The sequence below is a fragment of the Paenibacillus sp. tmac-D7 genome (assembly GCF_006519665.1).
Lineage (GTDB): Bacteria > Bacillota > Bacilli > Paenibacillales > NBRC-103111 > Paenibacillus_G > Paenibacillus_G validus.
Map to the genome: position 1 here is coordinate 76,394 of NZ_VIDW01000007.1, position 19,043 is coordinate 95,436.

The window sequence follows — 19,043 nt, forward strand, 5'->3', positions numbered from 1 at the left end:
TAAGATTAGTTAACAAATCAGGGAAGGGGTTTGCAGTGTGTTGTTAGAAAGGCTGGGCATAAAAAAGAAAATGGGAGTGGTACTTGTGAAAATGTTCAAAAAACAAACCGTATCGGCGCTTTTATCCATGATCCTGACATGTTCCGTCCTCGCGGGGTGCGCGGGAGGACAGAGCGGCACAGCCGCCACGAATACCGCAGCCGGCGGCGATGCGATCAAGGTGGGCGTCCTGTTCTCGTTGAGCGGCTCCCTGGCCGTAACGGAAAAAGGAATGGCGAACGCGGCCCTGCTTGCCATCGAGGAGATCAACAAAAACGGCGGCGTCAACGGAAAAACCATCGCCCCCGTACAGGAAGACTATGCCTCCGAGCCTTCCGGCGCCGCGACGAAGGCCAAGAAGCTGCTCCAGCAGGACAAGGTTACGGCGATCGTGGGCGGATACAGCTCCGCAAGCCGCCAGGCGATGCTGCCGATCGTCGAGCAGTACAAGGGCGTGCTCGTTTATCCGACCTACTATGAAGGCGAAGAATACTCCAAAAACATTATTTACACCGGCACCACACCCAATCAGCAGCTTCAGGATTTCGTTCCATGGCTGACCAAGAATGTAGGCAAAAAAGTTTATTTCATCGGTTCCGACTATGTATACCCGGTTGAAACCAACAAACAGGTAAAGGAGCTGCTGAAGCAAAACGGCGGCGAAGTGGTCGGCGAGCAGTACGTGCCGCTCGGCCAATCGGAATTCGCGTCCGTGATCAACAAAATCAAGGAAGCCAAGCCGGATGTGATTTTCTCCGATCTCGTCGGCGACAGCGTGGCCGCCTTCTATAAGCAGTACAAGAGCTACGGTTTGGACCCGGCCGTTATGCCGATCGCGAGTCCCGTTACCGCCGAATCGGAGATCGTATCGATGGGCGCCGACGTAGCGAAGGGGCACATCTCTTCGGCCGCTTATTTCCAAACGGTGGATACGCCGGAAAACAAAAAATTCGTCGATGCCTATCAGGCGAAATACGGCAAGACGGAGCCGATCACGCAGGTGATGGAAGCCTCCTACTTCTCGACGCTGCTGCTCGCCGAAGCTTTGAAAAAGGCGACGGATCTAACGAACTCCGAGACGATTATCAGCGCGTTTGCCGGACTTGAAATCAAAGCGCCGCAGGGAACGGTCAAAATCGATGCGGAAAACAACCACGCCTGGTTGAACTCGCGGATCGGTAAAATCAATGCGAGCGGCCAATTCGAAATCGTTCAAAGCACTACAGAGCCGATCTATCCCGAGCCTTGGGCCAAAGCTTTGTTCCCTAATCACGAAGAACCCTGGAAAAAGTAAAAGGGTGACGGACGGGGCGGAAAAGGAACATGCCTTTTCCGTACTCCCTTCCGAGCCGAAAGGAGGACAAGATGGGCATCATGCAGCAGTTTGCCGACGGAATCAGCGTGGCGGGTATTTTATTGATCGTCGCCATCGGTTTGGGAATCACCTTCGGGGTGATGAAAATTATTAATATGGCTCATGGAGAGCTCATCATGATCGGAGCTTACACGACCTATATGATCTGCACGGTGGGGCATATGCCGTTTGTCGTCGGCATGATCGTCAGCTTTATTGTGACGGCGCTGGTCGGATTGCTGCTGGAAAAGTTTGTGCTGCGCCGTTTGTACGGGCGACCGATGGAAACCTTGCTCGCCACCTTCGGTATCTCCATTTTTCTTCAGCAGCTGATCCGGATGATCTTCGGTCCCGATGGTAAATCCGTGACCAGCCCGTTCCAGGGCGTGATGAACGTGGGGGACGTAGCCTTGCCGTATTACCGGCTGTTTATTGCAGGGATCGCCTTATTGATGGTGCTGGCCACAGCCTTCGCCATGTTCAGAACGAAGTTCGGCATCCAGCTCCGTTCCGTGTCGCAAAACCGGGATATGTGCGAATGCCTGGGCATCAACACCTCCCGTATCGACGCCTATACCTTCGCTTTCGGAGCGGGGCTGGCCGGACTGGCCGGGGCGATTCTGTCGCCGATCAAGAGCGTGTCGCCCACGATGGGCCTCGACTATATGATCGATTCTTTCATGGTCGTCGTGCTGGGCGGCGTAGGGTCTCTCATGGGCGCGGTGTTCGGCTCCGCCGCAATGGGCGAAAGCAACCAGCTGCTGACCACATTTATGGGCGAAACCGGTGCGAAAATTGTCGTGTTCCTGCTCATTATTCTAGTCATTCGGTTTAAGCCGGAAGGTTTGTTCCGGATGGAAAGGAGGTAGAAGGCTGTGCCAACGAACAAATTCGGTCTCAACCATACTTTTGCGGCGCTGACTCTCGTATTCCTGGTCGTCTTTCCATTGTTCGCTTCGGAATTCCGCGTCGAGTTAATGGGAAAATTCATCGTGTTCATCCTGTTCGCCTTTTCATTGAACCTGATCTGGGGCTATACCGGGCTTTTGAGCCTGGGGCACGCCGTATTTTTCGGGCTCGGGGGTTATATGCTGGCCCTCGCTTACAGCTTGCAAAAAGGGATTCCGTCCTTTATGTCCCGCTTCAACATTACGGAAATTCCGCTGGTGATGAAGCCGCTGCAAAGCATTCCGATGGCGCTGATTCTCGGATTGGCGCTGCCGGCGGTGCTGGCGGCCCTCATAGGATTTTTCGTATTCAAGAGCCGGGTGAGCGGGGTGTACTTCTCCATCATTACGCTGGCGCTGGCCAAATTGTTTGAAATGCTGGTCATCAACCTGCAGGCCTATACGGGCGGCTTCAACGGATTGATGGGACTGCCGCGGTTTCCGATCAACGGCGAGCCGTTAAGTCTTACTTCCTATTATTATGTCGTGCTGGCCGTCACGGTCCTGGCCTTTTTCTTCACCCGCTGGCTGGCCCAATCGCATTTCGGCAAAGTCATCAAGTCGATCCGCGAGGACGAGAGCCGCATCCGCTTCCTGAGCTACAATCCGGCGAACTATAAAATTTTCATCTTTACGGTTTCCGGACTGCTGGCGGGGCTGGCGGGCATGCTGTACGTGCCGATGAACGGCTTTATTTCGCCGCAGGATACGGGTATCGCGATGTCGACGGGCCTTGTGATCTGGCTGGCGATCGGCGGCAGAGGCACGCTGATGGGGCCGATCGTCGGGGTGTTCGTGGTCAACTGGCTGTCGAACCTGCTGTCCGAGCAGTATCCGACGCTATGGCAGCTGATTCTGGGCGCCGTGATGGTGCTGATCGTGCTGTTCCTGCCGAACGGCATCTACGGAACGCTGGAAAACTGGTGGAACGACCGGAGTTTACGCAAGAAGAGCGCGACAGTGGAAGAGCCCCTTCTTTACGGCAAGGGCGAAGTTCTATAAAGAAAGCCAGGTGGCAAACATGGGCGACAAAATACTCGAAACAATCGGGCTGACCGTGCAGTTCGGCGGGTTCAAGGCGATCTCCGATTTGAACTTTTCGGTGAACCAAGGCGAGCTGCGGGTCATTCTCGGGCCCAACGGGGCCGGCAAAACGACGCTGATGGATCTGATAACGGGCAAAACGAAGCCGACGTCGGGGCGGATCCTGTACGACAACCACGAAATTTCCGGCATGGAGCCCTATCAGACGGCCAAGCTCGGCATCGGGCGGAAATTTCAGAACCCGCACGTGTTCGACAACATGACGGTGATGGAAAACATCGAGGTGGCGTTCCGGGGGTTCGACCGCGTATTTCAAGCCCTTTTCTATCAAAAGAAGGCGGACATCAAGGACCGCATCGAGCATATTTTGTCCACGATCGGTCTGAAGAGCAAAGCCGACCGGATGGCGGCCAATTTGTCACACGGCGAACGGCAGTGGCTGGAGATCGGCATGCTGCTCGCCCAGGACCCCAAGCTGATCATCCTGGATGAGCCGACCGCAGGCATGACGGCGGAGGAAACCTACAAAACCGGCGAGCTGATTCTGACGGTGTTCAAGGATCGTTCCGTTATCGTAGTCGAGCACGATATGGCGTTTGTCCGCCAAATTTCCAATATCGTCACCGTACTGCACCAGGGGAAGTTTCTGGCCGAGGGGCCGCTTGCCGAAATCGAGCAAAACGCGAAGGTGCAGGAGGTTTATTTGAAGGAGGATGCCCATGCTTAACGCTAACGCACTCCAAGTCTCATACGGAAAAAGCCGGGTGATCAACGGGGTAAGCCTCGAGGTAGGCAAGAGCGACAAGGTTTGCCTGATGGGGCGCAATGGAGTCGGCAAGACCACGCTGCTGAAAAGCCTGATCGGCCTGCTGGCCCCCAAGGAAGGCGCCATTACCTGGGAGGGCAAGGAAATAACCCGTACCCGGGCCAACGAGAGATCGCGGATGGGCATCGCCTATGTGCCGCAGGGCAGGGAAATTATCCCGATGCTGACGGTCAAGGAAAACCTGGAGCTTGGGGCCATGGCCCATCATCCCAAGGAAACCGCCCGGCTGATGGAAGAAATGCTGGAATATTTCCCGGCATTGAAGGAGCATTTGCCACGGAAAGGGGGTGTATTGTCAGGGGGACAGCAGCAGCAGCTTGCCATTGGCCGCGCTTTGATGTCCAAGCCGAAGGTTCTGTTTCTGGATGAACCGTCGGAGGGCATCCAACCGAATGTGGTCGCCGAAATCGCCAGAACGCTGAACCGGGTCCATGAGGAAAAGTCGCTTTCGGTTTTTATCGTCGAGCAGAATCTGGACTTCGCGTTCAAGATCGCCGAGAGGTTTTACGTCATGGAAAAAGGGCAGATCGTCAACTCGGGAAATACCCGGGAGGTTTCCACGGATACGATTAAAAAGTATTTAACCATCTGATTTTTGATTTTCATCAAATAAACCATACATGTGAGAGGAGATTTTACAATGAGACATGGGGACATTTCGAGCAGCGCAGATACGGTAGGGGTAGCGGTAGTCAACTATAAAATTCCACGTCTGCACACCAAGGAGGAGGTTCTGGAGAACGCGCGTAAAATTGCGGATATGGTCGTCGGCATGAAAAAGGGTCTGCCGGGCATGGATCTGGTTGTATTTCCGGAATACAGCACGATGGGCATCATGTATGACAACGACGAAATGTACGCTACAGCGGCGTCGATTCCCGGCGAAGAGACCGCTATTTTCTCGGAGGCTTGCCGAACAGCGGGCGTTTGGGGCGTGTTCTCCCTGACCGGCGAGAAGCACGAGAACCATCCGGAAAAAGCGCCTTACAACACGCTGATCCTGATGAACGACAAGGGCGAAATCGTGCAGAAGTACCGCAAATGCATTCCGTGGTGCCCGATCGAAGGCTGGTATCCGGGAGACACCACTTATGTGACCGAAGGGCCGAAGGGCATGAAAATCAGCCTGATCATTTGCGACGACGGCAACTATCCGGAAATTTGGCGCGATTGCGCGATGAAGGGCGCCGAGCTGATCGTCAGATGCCAGGGCTATATGTATCCGGCCAAGGACCAGCAAATCATGATGTCCAAATCGATGGCGTGGGCGAACAATGTGTATGTGGCTGTCGCCAACTGCACCGGCTTCGACGGCGTATATTCCTACTTCGGGCACTCCGCGCTGATCGGCTTTGACGGACGGACGCTCGGCGAGTGCGGAACGGAAGAATACGGCGTGCAGTTCGCCGAGTTGTCGGTATCGCAAATCCGCGATTTCCGCAAAAACTCGCAGTCCCAGAACCACCTGTTCAAGCTGCTTCACCGCGGATATACCGGCGTGCTGAACTCCGGCGACGGCGAGCGCGGAATTGCCGACTGCCCGTTCGACTTCTACCGCACATGGGTGATGGACGCAGAGAAGGCGAGAGAAGACGTGGAGAAAATTACGCGCTCCACGCTGGGCACGGCCGAATGTCCGATCGAGGGCATTCCGAACGAAGGCAGGCTGCAGGAAGCGGGCAAGTAAGCCTCACGGTCATGAGGATAACGGAAGGAGCGGCTGCGCCAAGCGGCCGGTCCTTCCAGATCATGGCCGTCCTGTTTTATCTGAAAAGCCGGTTGGACCGAGCGAATGATAAGGTAAAAGGGGGAAACACCTTATGCCGTTTATTAACGACAAGCTTCAGGACCTGGAACAAAAGCGTTCCGCTTCCCCCGGCACAGGCAACAAGACGCAAACCCGCTTCAGGTTCGATGTGGAAGACGTCATGGGCAAAATGCGCAGCCGGATTTACGGGCAGGAGCAGGCGATGGAATCGATCGAGAACATGCTCAAAATTGTCCGGTCCGATATCGCGGACCCTGACAAGCCGCTGTATGTCGGCCTGTTTCTCGGGCCTACCGGCGTGGGGAAAACGGAGATCGTGCGCACGCTCGCGGAAATTATTCACGGCTCCAAGGACGGGTTCTGCCGGGTGGACATGAACACGCTGGCCCAGGATCATTACGCCGCGGCCTTGACGGGCGCGCCCCCGGGCTATGTCGGGAGCAAGGAAGGCTCCACCATTCTGAATAAAGAGAAAATCGAGGGCAGCTTCAGCAAGCCGGGCATCGTGCTGTTCGATGAAATTGAAAAAGCGGGCCCCCAGGTGCTGCTGACGCTGCTCAATATTTTCGATAACGGCATCATGACGATTTCCAGCGGCGATAAAGTCATCGATTTCCGGAATACGATAATTTTCATGACGAGCAATATTGCCGCTTCGGATATTTACCGGTTTACCGACCGGCAGCTATCGTCGGCCCCGGCGTTATTCTCGTATTACGCCAATCCGGCCAACTGGGTCCGCCGCGAGCAAAACCTGCTCGAGAGGATCGTGATGAGAAAGCTGGAAAGGTTCCTCAAGCCGGAGTTTATTAACCGGATTGACGATATCGTCATCTTCAACTGGCTGGCGCAGCCGACGCTGGAGAAGGTGACGGGCGTGTTGACGGAGCAGCTGAACCTCAGGCTTCGCAAGCACCGCTGCACCCTGCGGATAGACAATGCCGCCAGGGACTTTCTGGCCGAGCAAGGCTATAACAAGAAATTCGGGGCCCGGGCTTTGAAGCGGGCATTCCGGACGTACATCGAGGTGCCGCTGGCGGAGCTGTTGATGGAGCGGCCGCCGGGCGAAGCGCCGGGCGTGTATACCGCAAGCTACTCACCGGGCGGGGCGCATGTCGTTTTTCAGCATTCATCGGCTTCGGAGTGACACGCGGGGAGGAACGGCATGCGCGGCACATTGGATTTGGGCATTACCGCAAACCGGCGGAATCAAAGCTTTATTTCCCGGATGAACTACACCTTTCCTTTAAAAGTATTGCGGCCCTTCTATCTGGACGGGATCGGCACCGCCTACATCTATTTGCTGGATACGGCGGGAGGGATGCTGGCCGGAGACAGCCTGGATTACCGGATTCGCGTGGAGGACGGCGCCCGGCTTTACTTAACGAACGCCTCCGCCTCCAAGTCGTACGTGATGAACGGGGGCGGGGCGCAAGTGCATCAGTTTTTTTCCGTCGGACGGCAGGCCAGCATGGAGTTTTTTCCGGAGGAGGTCATGCTGTTCAAGGATACGACCCTGGAGACGGCTACCCGCATCGAGGCCGAGCGCGATTCGGTGTTCGCTTTCTGCGACATGTACGCGTGCGGGCGGAAGCATAAGGGCGAACGGTTCGAGTTCCGGAGTATGGGAAATCTGCTCGAAATCGTGATCGACGGCAAGCTGGCCGTCTGGGAGAAGTACCGTGTGGACGGGCATCGGCTGCAGTCGGGCCAGCCCGGTTACCTGGAGGAATATACCCATTGGGGCACTTTATACATGTACAGCAGCGAGACGGACGGCGCTGTGCTGCAGACCGCCCGGGAATGCCTGGCCGGCATCGGCGAAGGCGGGGTGTGGGCGGGCTGCTCGCTTCATCCCAGCGGAGTGCTGACCGTGAAAGCTTTAAGCGCGGAATACGAGGCGGTCAAGGACTGCTTTCAACAAGTATGGGCGCAGCTGCGGCCCCGGATGCTGAAGGAGGCGCTGCCTTATATCCGCAAATAACAGACCGAACGCTTTGCTGACCTGGCTGCAGCTTGCCGGGGGCACCTTCCCGACAGGCAGCTTTAACCATTCCTACGGTCTGGAAACTTATATACAATCGGGGCGGGTGCGCAGTGCGGCGGATGTGGAAGCGATCCTGCTCGCCTATATGGATGTGTACATCCAAACCGATCTGATTTTCGTGAAGCAGGCGTATGAGGCGATCCGCAGGAACGATACGGAGGCTATCGAAACGCTGCAGTCTTATTACTCCGCAACCAAGCCGGCCAGCGAGCTGCACGCCGCCAGTCTGAAAACGGGACGATCCCTGCTGCTCGGCGTGAGAAATCTGTATGCGGGCCAAGCGCCCGAGTCTTTCGGCCGCTTGAAAGATCCCGCGATGATGTACCATTACGCTTTGGCTTACGGTCTTTCGGCCGCCATTATGGAGCTGCCCTTTCATGAAACGGCGCAAACCTATATGTACGCGGGACTGGCCTCGCTCGTGTCCGTAGCGACGCGAATTATCCCGCTCGGGCAAAACGAATCCCAGCTGGTTTTGTTCCGGCTCGGCCGGCGGCTCTCGGAGCTGGAGATCGATGATCAAGAGCTGACGCTGGAGAAGATGAACACCTTTTCACCGGGGCTGGAAATCGCCTCCATGGCCCATGAAACCTTATATACCCGGTTGTGCATGTCTTGATAAACAAATCTGACGAGGCGGTGATGCAAGGTGCATCTTACTCCGAGGGAGAACGAGAGACTGCTTATTTATACGGCTGCCGAACTGGCAAGAAGAAGACTGAAGAACGGCATCAAGCTGAACCATCCCGAAGCGGTTGCGGTCATTTGCGACGAGCTCCTGGAGCAGGCCCGGGAAGGGAAAAAGCGTCTGGCCGACGTCATTGCGTTCGGCTCCCGGATTTTGGCTCAGGAGGAAGTGCTGGAGGGCGTGGAGCAGCTGATCCCGATGATCCAGGTGGAAGGGATGTTCCCGGACGGTTCCAAGCTGATCACGGTTCACGATCCCATCCGTTTCTCCACCCGCAAGGAAATGAACGAGACGGCATATCTGACATTGTAACGGAGGTTGCGGACGATGCATGCAGAGCGATTCGAGATCGGCGCTATGATCTACAGGGAAGAACAAATCGAGCTTCGTCCCGGACGCAGAAGAATGGATATCCGGGTCCGGCATTGCGGGGATCGTCCTATCCAGGTCGGTTCCCACTTTCACTTTTTTGAAGTGAACAAGGTGCTGGAATTCGACCGGCGGCAGGCCTTCGGCATGCATCTTGACGTGCTGTCGGGGACGGCGGTCCGCTTCGAGCCGGGCGAGGAGAAGGACGTCAGGCTGGTAGCTTACGGCGGTGCGCAAAAGCTGATCGGCTTTAACGGATTGACGATGGGCGACCTGAACGACGAAGCGGTCAAGGAGGCCGCATACAGGCGTGCCGAAGGCCGGGGTTACATCAAGGAATGCCGGGACGACGGACAAGGGGGACGCCATGCGGATTAGCAGAAAGCATTACGGGGAGCTTTTCGGGCCGACGGCCGGGGACAAGCTGCGGCTGGCGGATACGGACCTGTGGATCGAAATCGAAAAGGATTACAACGCTCCCCATTATGGGGACGAAGCCGTATTCGGGGGCGGCAAGACGCTGCGCGACGGCATGGGGCAGTCGAGCATACCGAATGCCGAAGGAGCGCTCGACTTTGTCATTACCAATGTCATCGTGATGGACCCGATACTCGGCATCGTCAAGGGCGATATCGGGATCAAGGAAGGGAAAATCGTCGGCATCGGCAAAGCCGGCAATCCGAACACGATGGACATTACGCCGGGACTGATCGTCGGACCCGGTACCGATATCATTTCGGCCGATCCGGGCATGATCGCCACGCCGGGCGGCATCGATACGCATGTGCATTTCGATTCCGCGCAGCTTGTCGCGGAAGCTTTAAGCAGCGGCATTACGACGATGATCGGCGGCGGCACAGGGCCGAAGACGGTGGGCATCGAGGCGCCGGGGGCGTTCAATATCCAGCGGATGATCGCCGCTTTCGAAGCGTTTCCGATGAATATGGGCATGCTCGGCAAAGGCAACGCCAGCGAGAAAGCGGCGCTGATCGAGCAGATCGAAGGCGGCGCGATCGGCCTGAAAATTCACGAGGACTGGGGCAGCACGCTGGCCGTTATCGATACCTGCCTGCAGGTGGCCGACGAGCTGGACTTTCAGGTGCAGATCCATACGGATACGTTAAACGAATCCGGGTTTGTCGACGATACGCTGGAGGCCATCGGCGGCCGAACGATTCACGCCTACCATGTGGAAGGGGCGGGAGGCGGCCACGCGCCCGACATCCTGAAAGTAGTCGGCTATCCGCACGTGATTCCGTCCTCCACCAATCCGACCAACCCGTTTACCGTCAACACAGTCGATGAGCATCAGGACATGATCATGGTCTGCCATCATTTGAATCCGGCAGTGCCGGAGGATGTGGCCTTCGCCGATTCGCGGGTTCGCGAGGAGACGATAGCGGCCGAAGACGTGCTCCACGATATGGGCGCGATCAGCATTATGGGCTCCGACTCCCAGGGAATGGGGCGGATCGGGGAAACCGTCCTGCGCGTCTGGCAGCTGGCCTCGAAGATGAAGCGTCAGCGCGGGCCGCTGCCGGAGGAGCAGGGGGAGAACGATAACTTTCGGGTTCTCCGCTATTTGGCCAAGTATACGATCAACCCGGCCACGGTGTTCGGCGTGCAGGATTACGTCGGCTCGCTGGAGCCGGGGAAGCTGGCCGATATCGTACTGTGGCGACATACGTTCTTCGGCGCCAAGCCGGAGACGATTATCAAGGGAGGCTTTATCGCCTGGTCGACGATGGGTGAGGCGAACGGTTCGCTGATGACCTGCCAGCCGATTATGTATCGTCCGCAGTACGGCGCTTTCGGCGGCAATCCGAACAGCCTCTCGTATATTTTCGTGAACCGGGCCGCTTTGGATAAAGGCATCGCGCAGAAGCTCCCGGCTTCGGCGGGCAAGTTCGTGCCGGTTAAGAACACCCGGAATCTCGGCAAAAAGGATATGGTGCGCAACGATTATTGCCCGAATATCACCGTCGACCCCGAGCTGTACCGCGTGGAGATCGACGGGGAGCCGGTAACCTGCGAGCCGCTGGAAGAGGTTCCGCTGAGCAAGCTGTATTTTATTCGATGACATTGATTTCGACGAGCAGAAAAGAGGCGGACATCCATGATATGTACCGAAATATTGGGCAATTCCTTTGAGCTGGAGCTGGCGCAGGATAACGAAGAATTGTACGGATTCGAGATCGTGGCGTTGACGTGGGATGAATGCGCCAAGCGTATCCTGCGCAAGAATACCGATCTCGGCAAAGTGATCGGCATCTCCCTTCCGCTGCAAACGATGCTGCGGCACGGTGACATTTTATTCCGCGATGAGGAGCATACGGTGCTTGTTTTCGTTCAGCCCTGCGAGGTTCTGGTTATTTTCGCCGAATCGGTGCGGGAGCTGGGGACGCTTGCCTACGAGCTCGGAAACCGCCATCTGCCGCTGCAGGTTACCGAGAAGGGCGAGATCGTCGTCCTTCCGGACGATCCGACGGAGGCGCTGCTGACCAAGCTGGGCGCCCGCTATGAAAGGCAGAGCCGACGGTTCCAGCCGATTCCCAAGGGCGGCGGACACCATCACCACGATGATCGCACGGGCCACGGCAGCAGTCATGAACACAGTCACACGCATGCAGCCAGCCATGGTCACAGCCACCATCACGATCACAGTCATGCAGCCGGCCACGATCATGATCACGATCATCATCGAAACCGTGAAAACGGGCTTCGCGTCGGTTTCTGACGTGCAGGAGGCGCGGGTTTGGCCGAAAAAACAGCGGCCGAGAGGTGACAACGGTGCAGGGCAGCGGCATCCGCAGGCTTTCCGCGAGAAAGCCGCTTCGTAAGCTTGCGCTGCCCGTACCCGAGGTTTGTTCACCTCAATTTCCACAGGAGGAGTTAGCATATGGGTTATATACGAGTCGGAATCGCCGGACCGGTCGGTTCGGGAAAAACAGCGCTTGCCGAGAAGCTGGCCCGTCATATGTCCGGGCAGTACAGCATGGCGGTCGTAACCAACGATATTTATACGAAAGAGGACGCGGAATTTCTGGTGCGCAGCGGTGTTTTGCCGGCCGAGCGTATTGTCGGCGTAGAGACGGGCGGCTGTCCGCATACGGCTATCCGCGAGGATGCATCGATGAATCTGGAAGCCATCGACGGTCTTGTCCGACGTTTCCCGGATGTGGAGATCATCCTGGTGGAAAGCGGCGGGGACAACCTGTCGGCGATCTTCAGCCCGGAGCTGGTGGACGCCTTCATCTATGTGATCGATGTGGCCGAAGGCGACAAAATCCCCCGCAAAGGCGGCCCGGGCATCACCCGGTCGGATCTGCTGGTCATCAACAAAATCGATTTGGCCCCTTATGTAGGCGCCGATCTGTCGGTCATGGACCGCGATTCGCGGAAAATGAGGGGAGAGCGTCCCTATATTTTTACGAACCTGAAAAGCGAGGAAGGATTAGAGCAGGTCATCGCGTGGATTCAAAAAGAGGTGCTGCTGGAGGATTTGGCGGGCTAGGCCGAAGCCCGGCGGCGCCCGGCGTTTCAAGATGGGCTTATCCTAATAAAGAAACCTCCACAAGTAAAACGTGGCATAGGACTCCCAATTCGTCCATCCGGAGGACAGCTTCAAAATTTCATCCTTCGTCGGTTTCTTCTCCGTCCCCAGTAGAAATTTGATGGCATTATGCAAGCCGACATCGTCAATCGGAAAGGCGGAAGGCATCCGAAGGCAGCGCATGAGTACATAATTGGCCGTCCATGGACCGATGCCTCGAATGGCGACAAGCTTTTTTTCGACCTTTTTGATGTCGCCTGCGTCGATCAGCATGTCACGGGTCAGCTGCCCTTCCGCCATCAGCTTGGCCACGCCGATCAAGTATTCGCATTTCTTGACCGTCATGCGCAGTACATCCAGATCTTCCACCGTTAGAGCTGCAATAACCTGCGGGGTGGGGAATATCCAGTAGGTTTCCCCTTCGCACTCCACGCGTCGGCCAAAATTCTCGACAAGCCTCCTTTTCAGCGTGTACGCATAGGTCAGGTTGATTTGCTGTCCGATGATTCCCCAGCTGATCGCCTCGAACAAATCGGGAATGCCGACATTGCGCAGGCCGTAGAAGCGCTCCACCGCTTGTTTCAAGAGCCTATCGCGGCGCGCCATGCCGTAGAACGGAAGCAGATCCGTATCCAGATCAAACCAGTCCCTGACATAACGTGCGACCGCGGCCCGGACCCTCTGCTCCTTCGGGATCGTATCCCCCAAAAAACGGATGAGGATCGCACCGTCCTGATCCGCGCTTATTTCAACTACGGGCGTTTCCTGTTCCACCGGAATCGCTTTATACAGTCGCCGATCTTTCGTGTGAAACAAGCACTCGTTCGAGGCAGCCGCCAAATAGTTCAGATTTTCATCGAAGCTGAACTCGTTCGGCACGTGCAGCTTTAACTCACAGCCGTTATCTTCCCAGCAGCCTTGAGGCAAGCCGGCATCATGATGTTCCAATGTAATCCCCCATTCCACTCGGTATGCTCCCCCTTCTAGTTGTAACATAAAAAAGCAATTTCATAATTTCGTTATCTTGCTGTTCCATTCGGGCAAACACCCACACGTTCACGATTGGGGGTATAATAAGGGGCACGGAGGTGAACGAAATGACGAACCCGGATTCACTCACGGACGAGATGTGGCAGGCTATTCTCAACAATGACGCATCTTACGACGGACAGTTTTTTTATGCGGTCAAGACAACAGGCATCTTTTGCCGGCCTTCCTGCCAATCCAAGCCGCCAAAGAAAGAAAATGTTCGTGTTTTCCAGCATGCTGACCACGCGGTCACCGGAAAATTCCGTCCCTGCAAGCGCTGCAAACCAACCGGCCGGCGTTTGCCGGATGAGGAGTGGGTAGCGATCGTCACCGCATTTATTGACAAGCATTATACAGAAGCATTGACGCCGGAGACATTGGCGGATATAAGCCATGGCAGTCCGTATCATTTGCACCGAACGTTCAAACGCATCAAAGGCATGACACCGGTTGCGTATATTCAGAACCAAAGAATAGAGAAAGCCAAGGAGCTATTACGCTCTACAGATAAAGCCGTCGCGGATATCGGAATAAGCGTGGGGCTGCACAATACTCCCTATTTCGTAACCTTATTTAAAAAGAAAACCGGGCATACGCCCACGAGTTATCGTCAATTCAAAAACCAAACTCCTGTGGAGGTGTTACCGCGTGGAAAGCAGCCTTAATTCGGCGATCTACTGGACGTTATTGACCTATGAAGACTGGAGGCTGCACGTTGCGGCCACACCGGAAGGGCTTTGTTACGTCGGATCGCCCAATCAACCTTTTGAAGCAATGACCGACTGGATCTGCCTTCGCTTTCCCGGCCGCACGCTGGTTCAGCATGATGAAGAGTTGAAGCCTTATGGGAATGAACTCATCGAATATTTGCAGGGGAAACGCAGGAGCTTTTCCGTTCTATCCGATTTACGGGGAACCCCGTTTCAGGTGGCGGTGTGGAACGCGCTTGGCGAAATTCCGTACGGACAAACGGTGTCTTACTCGGATATTGCAACCCGCATCCGGAAGCCTGCTTCCGTACGTGCCGTTGGAGGAGCGATTGGCGCGAATCCCGTCCTGATCACCGTACCGTGTCATCGCGTAATCGGCAAGAATGGCGCCCTTACCGGTTATCGGGGCGGCATGGATATGAAGACAAAGCTTCTTCAACTCGAGCGTGAAGGTTCGCTTGTCGCAGGAGGTTTGCCGCCGCATGCCTGATGGTCTCACCCAACGAATCGCAGATCTTAAAAGCAACATTTTTTCGGATGAATGCGTCTTTACCATAAAATGTATTCATTTGGAGGATTAAACGTGGCCCTAAAGTTGCTTTCGGTTGTTTTCATTGTAATTGGAATCTCAATTCTATTCATGAGCCCTACATGGGGCGCGGATGCGGCGCTTTCCTATTTACAAAATGTTGGCGGTATGGAGCCGGCAAGATTGATTGCTTTACAAGATTCTTATTGTGCTTCCTTTCGAACAGCAGGGGCCATCTTGTTAAGCGCAGGAATAATCCGTCTATTATTTTGGAATTTGCCTGGACATCCCAAGCAAGATATGACGTAGTTTCGTGATACGGTTCTACTATCGCTCCGATCACCGAGGATAGGCTTTCCCGCATATTGATCTAGAGCTTTCTCACTTTGAGTAAGATGAAAGACGTCGTTGCTGTCAAGGTGGCGAACATTTCGATCGCCGCCCTCCAGATATTTTCATTGACAATATAATGACAGGGGTTATAAAATCCTTGTTAGTAATGATAATCATTATCATAAGAACAAAGCTTCCGGTATGTCAAACTAGCAGGGGGGAAATAAGAGAGAGTCAGGGAAGCCCATAATAAGATCGGCGACGGTACTGTCATGGCGGTACGCGTCACAGCGAAAGAGCTCTGAGTCTTCAGTAGGAGACGTCCCATGGGACCGATCTTGTTTGAAGACCTGGGCTTAAAGCCTGCCAAAGGATTCGATCAGCTCAGTAAGGACAAGGCCTATGAGCTGATTTCACAGGAAGTGCTTCCTGACTATGACGCCGATGCGATCTTCGTCGTTGTTAACAGAGATGATGGAGCCCAAAAGTTATACCAGCAAATCCAAAGCAGTCCCATTTGGCAAGGATTAAAGGCCGTCAAAGCAAACCACGTATATGCCATCCCCGATCAGCCATGGCTCGATTACTCAGCATTAGGCAGCAAAATGGCACTGGATGATGCGGAAAAAATGTTTGCGAAGTAACCCGCTCTTTGAGCGGGTTTTTCCGTGTTGCGCGCACTGCGCTGTACGCTATAAAAGCATCAGGTCGATGCTGTACGCCGTCTGACATACTCCTCCGGAGTCATACCGATGGTGGCTTTGAAATCTTTGATAAAATGCGATTGGTCGTGATAGCCAAGATCCATCGACAGCTTCGCCCAGTCGTGGTTTGGATGAAGATCCATCGTTTCTGCCGCATTTTGGAGCCGGTAAAGTTGAATGACCCATTTCGGGCTGACTCCGACATATTGATCGAAGAGGCGCTGCAGCGTTCTTTTGTTAAGACTGAACGCGGTACAAATGTGATCTACTTTAGTCATATCCCGTTCTTCGATGATCCGGTCGATGATTTGATTAATCAGCGTGATATGGGGATCCTTATCCGGAAGTTTCGGCCGAATAAAACGCTCGGCATGTTCGACCATCTTGGCTTCATCTTCCTGAGAAAGAATGGCGCTCTCTAACGTTTGGGCATCTACGTCTAACACGCTGCCGACGTCCATGGGATGTTGGGATAACCTCGACACCGGTTGTTTAATAAACGGATAAAATCCGCCCGGTTTGAATTTCACGCCTAACACGCACCCTTTTCCCTGGATGAGATAGGAGTACTTACTTTTTGCGGCGCCGTAGAAGGCTGTCCGATTCGGTTCGATCACCAAATTCACACAAGGATTCGGGACGACATCTTGCAAATACGGCTCCTGCCCTGTTAAATCCCAGCTGACGATCCAGAAGTGCTTGACGAAAAAACCAAGATCGCCGGAGGGCGCATAACGGGAAAGCTGGAATTTTTTTTCGCCTCCATTTAAATGCAATACGCCCATACTGGGCTTTGGGACATTTGAAATCACTTTCAGTCACTCCAGTCCATTGTTTTCGGGAAGAGGGTTCCGCCAGGATGAAGGATTTATCCGGTTGAGTTATGCCGGTCGGTTCTCTTGTCGCGTTTTTACAATACTTGCAGCCAAGTACGCAACTATAATCATCTTAGCACATATGAGCTGCCTATAGGCGGAACCGCGGACAAGACCAGGTAGGATCAGTTCAAATCACGAAGGAGTGGACAATGTGGAACTCAAATACGAATTTTATATCGATGCACAGCCCGAGGACGTATGGAACACGTTGGTGTCCCCGGAAGGAACGCGCAAAACCTTTTTCGGCAGCGTGATCAGGTCAACGTTCAAGGCAGGCGATGCCTTGGAGTATGTAGGTCCGGGCAACGATGGCGACGAAACCGTTCATGTATATGGCACGTTATTGGCTTACGAACCTCATCAAACGCTAAGTTTTATCGAACATCCCGGTCCGTCCTACTTTCCGAACCATGCAGAGCTTGAGTCTAGGGTAACGTTTACGCTGGAAACGGTGGGCCAATGTACCAAACTGACGTTGGTCAATGACCAGTGGTCAGCGAATCATCCTTCTTATCCTAATGCTCAATCGCATTGGTGGATGATCCTCAGCAACATCAAGACTTTTACCGAGACCGGAAGGACGCTGGACTTTGGTTGGTAAAAGAAGGAATATAACAGAACGCCGGTTTCCAAACAGGGAAACCGGCGTTCTGTTGTTAGGGGTCCGCAAGCGGGTTGCCAGGATCTTCGCTGCTGTTTAGAAGGAGCCGAATGGCACCGTTTGCGGTCCTATAAGAACATCTTGACGTTCTGACCATAAACTGGTAATATCCACTTGGTATTGTGTGAGCAAAGCTTGATCGTTTGTAATCATGTTTTCCATTTATTAGAATACATATAGGCAGGCTTCGTTAATCCGATTGAATAAATCGGATTAATTGTCTATTTTCCGTATTATGAATGAAAGTGGTGATTGAATTGCATTCCGTAACAGCTCGCGTTCTTCAAATCATTAGAAGATCTAAAGATCCGCTATCCAAAACAGACATTGCTGCGGAATCAGGTCTATCCTTGTCGGCCGTTAACGATCATATTGAACGCTTGATCAGCGACAAATTAATCATCATTTCAGAGATCGGAAATTCGAGCGGAGGACGCAAACCACGGCTGTACGCTCTGAATAAAGACGCCGGGCATGTCATTTCTATTGAACTCGGGGCTTCCAGCGTACAGTTTGCCATCTGCGATTTCGACTGTAATCTGAAGTTCTCCGACCGTGCTTCCATCGAGCTTGGTCAAGGTCCGGATGAAGTCCTGGAACAAATCTACAGGCGGATCAGCTCATTAATGGAAATGAACCGGATCTCTAAGACTTCGATTAAAGGGATTGGTATCGGTATTCCAAGTCCTGTAGAGTTTATTTCCGGTCTGCCTATTTCTCCGCCGATTATGCCTGGATGGGACAGGTATCCCATCCGCGACTTTTGGGCTAAATATTTTGACTGCCCGTGTTATGTCGATAACGACGTTAATATTATGGCCTTGGGCGAGCATGCTAAAGGGTTGAACTTTGAAGTCGATAATCTGATTTATATCAAGATTGGATCGGGAATCGGCGCCGGTATCATCAGTCACGGGCAGTTATACCGCGGCTCCAACGGAAGCGCAGGGGATATCGGCCATATTGACGTTGGCAGCGATGTGTTATGCTGGTGCGGAAACCGCGGCTGTCTGGAAGCTATCGCGGGAGGGAAAGCACTGACCGCAAAGGCGAAAGAGCTGGCTTCTTCCGGACACAGTTCGTTCCTTATGGAAACGCTTAAAGAAAAGAACGACATTACGCTTAAAGATATAAGAGCCGCCATTCAACAGCCCGATCCCTTGTCCGTGGAATTAATTCGTGACAGCGGCGCGACGATTGGACGCGTTATCGCATCGTTAGTGAACTTCTTTAATCCATCCTTAATTTCGATCGGCGGCAGCGTGTCCGAGTTTGGGGATATTTTCCTCGCCTCGTTAAGACAGGGGGTATACCAGCGGTCGCTTCCGCTCGCCACGCGCGATCTTCGTATCAATAAGTCGACACTCGGGAGGCCGGCCGGGCTCATCGGCGGAGCGTTTATGACCATCAGCCAATTGATCGTCAACAGCACGGACAGTGATACGGATACCGTCCTGGAACGGAAACAAAGTCACCTGTGAACCCGTCTGTGATCTTAAGCCTGAAGCTGAGAATCCTTGTATGCAGGGTTCTCGGCTTTTTCATTTGGCCGCAGGTCGCTCAA

General features: G+C 54.2%; 21 protein-coding genes and 1 pseudogene. 20 read left to right on the plus strand and 2 right to left on the minus strand.

Features of this window, described 5'->3' with window-relative positions; translation table 11 throughout:
• The first annotated feature begins 91 nt into the window (after positions 1-91).
• From FKP33_RS07265 to ureG, 14 genes are all read left to right on the plus strand, one after another.
• Positions 92-1,333: a transporter substrate-binding domain-containing protein gene (locus tag FKP33_RS07265; RefSeq protein WP_230876116.1), complete on the plus strand. Its 1,242-nt coding sequence runs from the start codon at positions 92-94 to the stop codon at positions 1,331-1,333.
• Positions 1,334-1,404: 71 nt separating this feature from the next.
• Positions 1,405-2,262, plus strand: a complete 858-nt coding sequence (gene urtB / locus FKP33_RS07270; protein ID WP_054799448.1) for an urea ABC transporter permease subunit UrtB — start codon at positions 1,405-1,407, stop codon at positions 2,260-2,262.
• Between the two features lie 6 nt (positions 2,263-2,268).
• The gene (gene urtC / locus FKP33_RS07275) at positions 2,269-3,342 is read left to right on the plus strand and encodes an urea ABC transporter permease subunit UrtC (RefSeq protein ID WP_127608900.1); all 1,074 of its coding nucleotides are present in this window, start codon (positions 2,269-2,271) and stop codon (positions 3,340-3,342) included.
• 19 nt (positions 3,343-3,361) lie between these two features.
• Positions 3,362-4,111 carry an urea ABC transporter ATP-binding protein UrtD gene (gene urtD / locus FKP33_RS07280; RefSeq protein ID WP_054796496.1) on the plus strand — a complete coding sequence of 250 codons (750 nt, stop codon included), beginning with the start codon at positions 3,362-3,364 and terminating at the stop codon, positions 4,109-4,111.
• Entirely contained in the window at positions 4,104-4,802 is a 699-nt protein-coding gene (urtE, locus tag FKP33_RS07285; RefSeq protein ID WP_141334376.1) for an urea ABC transporter ATP-binding subunit UrtE, read from the plus strand. The genes urtD and urtE overlap by 8 nt, the downstream gene beginning before the upstream one ends.
• A 48-nt stretch (positions 4,803-4,850) precedes the next feature.
• On the plus strand, positions 4,851-5,897 hold the full coding sequence (locus tag FKP33_RS07290; RefSeq protein ID WP_127608897.1) for an aliphatic amidase: 1,047 nt from the start codon (positions 4,851-4,853) through the stop codon (positions 5,895-5,897).
• Positions 5,898-6,030: 133 nt separating this feature from the next.
• On the plus strand, positions 6,031-7,125 hold the full coding sequence (locus FKP33_RS07295; RefSeq protein ID WP_127608896.1) for an AAA family ATPase: 1,095 nt from the start codon (positions 6,031-6,033) through the stop codon (positions 7,123-7,125).
• Between the two features lie 18 nt (positions 7,126-7,143).
• On the plus strand, positions 7,144-7,962 hold the full coding sequence (locus FKP33_RS07300; protein WP_141334377.1) for an urease accessory protein UreD: 819 nt from the start codon (positions 7,144-7,146) through the stop codon (positions 7,960-7,962).
• Positions 7,963-7,975: 13 nt separating this feature from the next.
• Positions 7,976-8,644: an urease accessory protein UreF gene (locus tag FKP33_RS07305; protein ID WP_141334378.1), complete on the plus strand. Its 669-nt coding sequence runs from the start codon at positions 7,976-7,978 to the stop codon at positions 8,642-8,644.
• A 30-nt stretch (positions 8,645-8,674) separates the two neighbouring features.
• The gene (locus FKP33_RS07310; RefSeq protein ID WP_054796501.1) at positions 8,675-9,025 is read left to right on the plus strand and encodes an urease subunit gamma; all 351 of its coding nucleotides are present in this window, start codon (positions 8,675-8,677) and stop codon (positions 9,023-9,025) included.
• 15 nt (positions 9,026-9,040) lie between these two features.
• Complete coding sequence (locus FKP33_RS07315; protein WP_141334379.1) at positions 9,041-9,460, plus strand: urease subunit beta; 420 nt, start codon at positions 9,041-9,043, stop codon at positions 9,458-9,460.
• Positions 9,450-11,162, plus strand: coding sequence for an urease subunit alpha (ureC, locus tag FKP33_RS07320; protein WP_141334380.1), 1,713 nt, complete (start codon positions 9,450-9,452; stop codon positions 11,160-11,162). Before FKP33_RS07315 ends, ureC begins: the two co-directional genes overlap by 11 nt.
• Before the next feature lie 36 nt (positions 11,163-11,198).
• The gene (locus tag FKP33_RS07325; RefSeq protein ID WP_141334381.1) at positions 11,199-11,819 is read left to right on the plus strand and encodes an urease accessory protein UreE; all 621 of its coding nucleotides are present in this window, start codon (positions 11,199-11,201) and stop codon (positions 11,817-11,819) included.
• 162 nt (positions 11,820-11,981) lie between these two features.
• Positions 11,982-12,596 carry an urease accessory protein UreG gene (gene ureG / locus FKP33_RS07330; RefSeq protein ID WP_141334382.1) on the plus strand — a complete coding sequence of 205 codons (615 nt, stop codon included), beginning with the start codon at positions 11,982-11,984 and terminating at the stop codon, positions 12,594-12,596.
• 42 nt (positions 12,597-12,638) lie between these two features.
• Here the strand turns inward: ureG and FKP33_RS07335 are convergent, their stop codons facing one another.
• Entirely contained in the window at positions 12,639-13,601 is a 963-nt protein-coding gene (locus tag FKP33_RS07335) for a DNA-3-methyladenine glycosylase family protein (RefSeq protein ID WP_305781541.1), read from the minus strand.
• A gap of 131 nt (positions 13,602-13,732) precedes the next feature.
• Here FKP33_RS07335 and FKP33_RS07340 point away from each other — a divergent pair, with 131 nt between their 5' ends.
• From FKP33_RS07340 to FKP33_RS07355, 4 genes and pseudogenes are all read left to right on the plus strand, one after another.
• Positions 13,733-14,329 carry a bifunctional transcriptional activator/DNA repair enzyme AdaA gene (locus tag FKP33_RS07340; protein ID WP_141334384.1) on the plus strand — a complete coding sequence of 199 codons (597 nt, stop codon included), beginning with the start codon at positions 13,733-13,735 and terminating at the stop codon, positions 14,327-14,329.
• Entirely contained in the window at positions 14,313-14,864 is a 552-nt protein-coding gene (locus tag FKP33_RS07345; protein WP_141334385.1) for a methylated-DNA--[protein]-cysteine S-methyltransferase, read from the plus strand. The genes FKP33_RS07340 and FKP33_RS07345 overlap by 17 nt, the downstream gene beginning before the upstream one ends.
• Positions 14,865-14,957: 93 nt before the next feature.
• Positions 14,958-15,212, plus strand: a complete 255-nt coding sequence (locus tag FKP33_RS07350; protein WP_141334386.1) for a hypothetical protein — start codon at positions 14,958-14,960, stop codon at positions 15,210-15,212.
• A 293-nt stretch (positions 15,213-15,505) separates the two neighbouring features.
• A pseudogene (locus FKP33_RS07355) lies at positions 15,506-15,880 on the plus strand (ABC transporter substrate-binding protein); the annotation flags it as partial.
• A gap of 59 nt (positions 15,881-15,939) precedes the next feature.
• On the opposite strand, the gene FKP33_RS07360 reads toward FKP33_RS07355, so the two are convergent.
• Positions 15,940-16,752, minus strand: coding sequence for an AraC family transcriptional regulator (locus tag FKP33_RS07360; protein WP_141334387.1), 813 nt, complete (start codon positions 16,750-16,752; stop codon positions 15,940-15,942).
• A 217-nt stretch (positions 16,753-16,969) separates the two neighbouring features.
• Here FKP33_RS07360 and FKP33_RS07365 point away from each other — a divergent pair, with 217 nt between their 5' ends.
• On the plus strand, positions 16,970-17,419 hold the full coding sequence (locus tag FKP33_RS07365; protein ID WP_127608889.1) for an SRPBCC family protein: 450 nt from the start codon (positions 16,970-16,972) through the stop codon (positions 17,417-17,419).
• Positions 17,420-17,736: 317 nt separating this feature from the next.
• The gene (locus FKP33_RS07370; RefSeq protein ID WP_164751894.1) at positions 17,737-18,960 is read left to right on the plus strand and encodes an ROK family transcriptional regulator; all 1,224 of its coding nucleotides are present in this window, start codon (positions 17,737-17,739) and stop codon (positions 18,958-18,960) included.
• Positions 18,961-19,043: the final 83 nt, after the last annotated feature.

Bases quoted from the DNA above. Each gene is read 5' to 3' on its own strand.
- FKP33_RS07265 (WP_230876116.1), top strand. From the start codon at position 92: ATGTTCAAAAAACAAACCGTATCGGCGCTTTTATCCATGATCCTGACA.
- urtB (WP_054799448.1), top strand. From the start codon at position 1,405: ATGGGCATCATGCAGCAGTTTGCCGACGGAATCAGCGTGGCGGGTATT.
- urtD (WP_054796496.1), top strand. From the start codon at position 3,362: ATGGGCGACAAAATACTCGAAACAATCGGGCTGACCGTGCAGTTCGGC.
- urtE (WP_141334376.1), top strand. From the start codon at position 4,104: ATGCTTAACGCTAACGCACTCCAAGTCTCATACGGAAAAAGCCGGGTG.
- FKP33_RS07290 (WP_127608897.1), top strand. From the start codon at position 4,851: ATGAGACATGGGGACATTTCGAGCAGCGCAGATACGGTAGGGGTAGCG.
- FKP33_RS07295 (WP_127608896.1), top strand. From the start codon at position 6,031: ATGCCGTTTATTAACGACAAGCTTCAGGACCTGGAACAAAAGCGTTCC.
- FKP33_RS07300 (WP_141334377.1), top strand. From the start codon at position 7,144: ATGCGCGGCACATTGGATTTGGGCATTACCGCAAACCGGCGGAATCAA.
- FKP33_RS07315 (WP_141334379.1), top strand. From the start codon at position 9,041: ATGCATGCAGAGCGATTCGAGATCGGCGCTATGATCTACAGGGAAGAA.
- ureC (WP_141334380.1), top strand. From the start codon at position 9,450: ATGCGGATTAGCAGAAAGCATTACGGGGAGCTTTTCGGGCCGACGGCC.
- FKP33_RS07325 (WP_141334381.1), top strand. From the start codon at position 11,199: ATGATATGTACCGAAATATTGGGCAATTCCTTTGAGCTGGAGCTGGCG.
- ureG (WP_141334382.1), top strand. From the start codon at position 11,982: ATGGGTTATATACGAGTCGGAATCGCCGGACCGGTCGGTTCGGGAAAA.
- FKP33_RS07340 (WP_141334384.1), top strand. From the start codon at position 13,733: ATGACGAACCCGGATTCACTCACGGACGAGATGTGGCAGGCTATTCTC.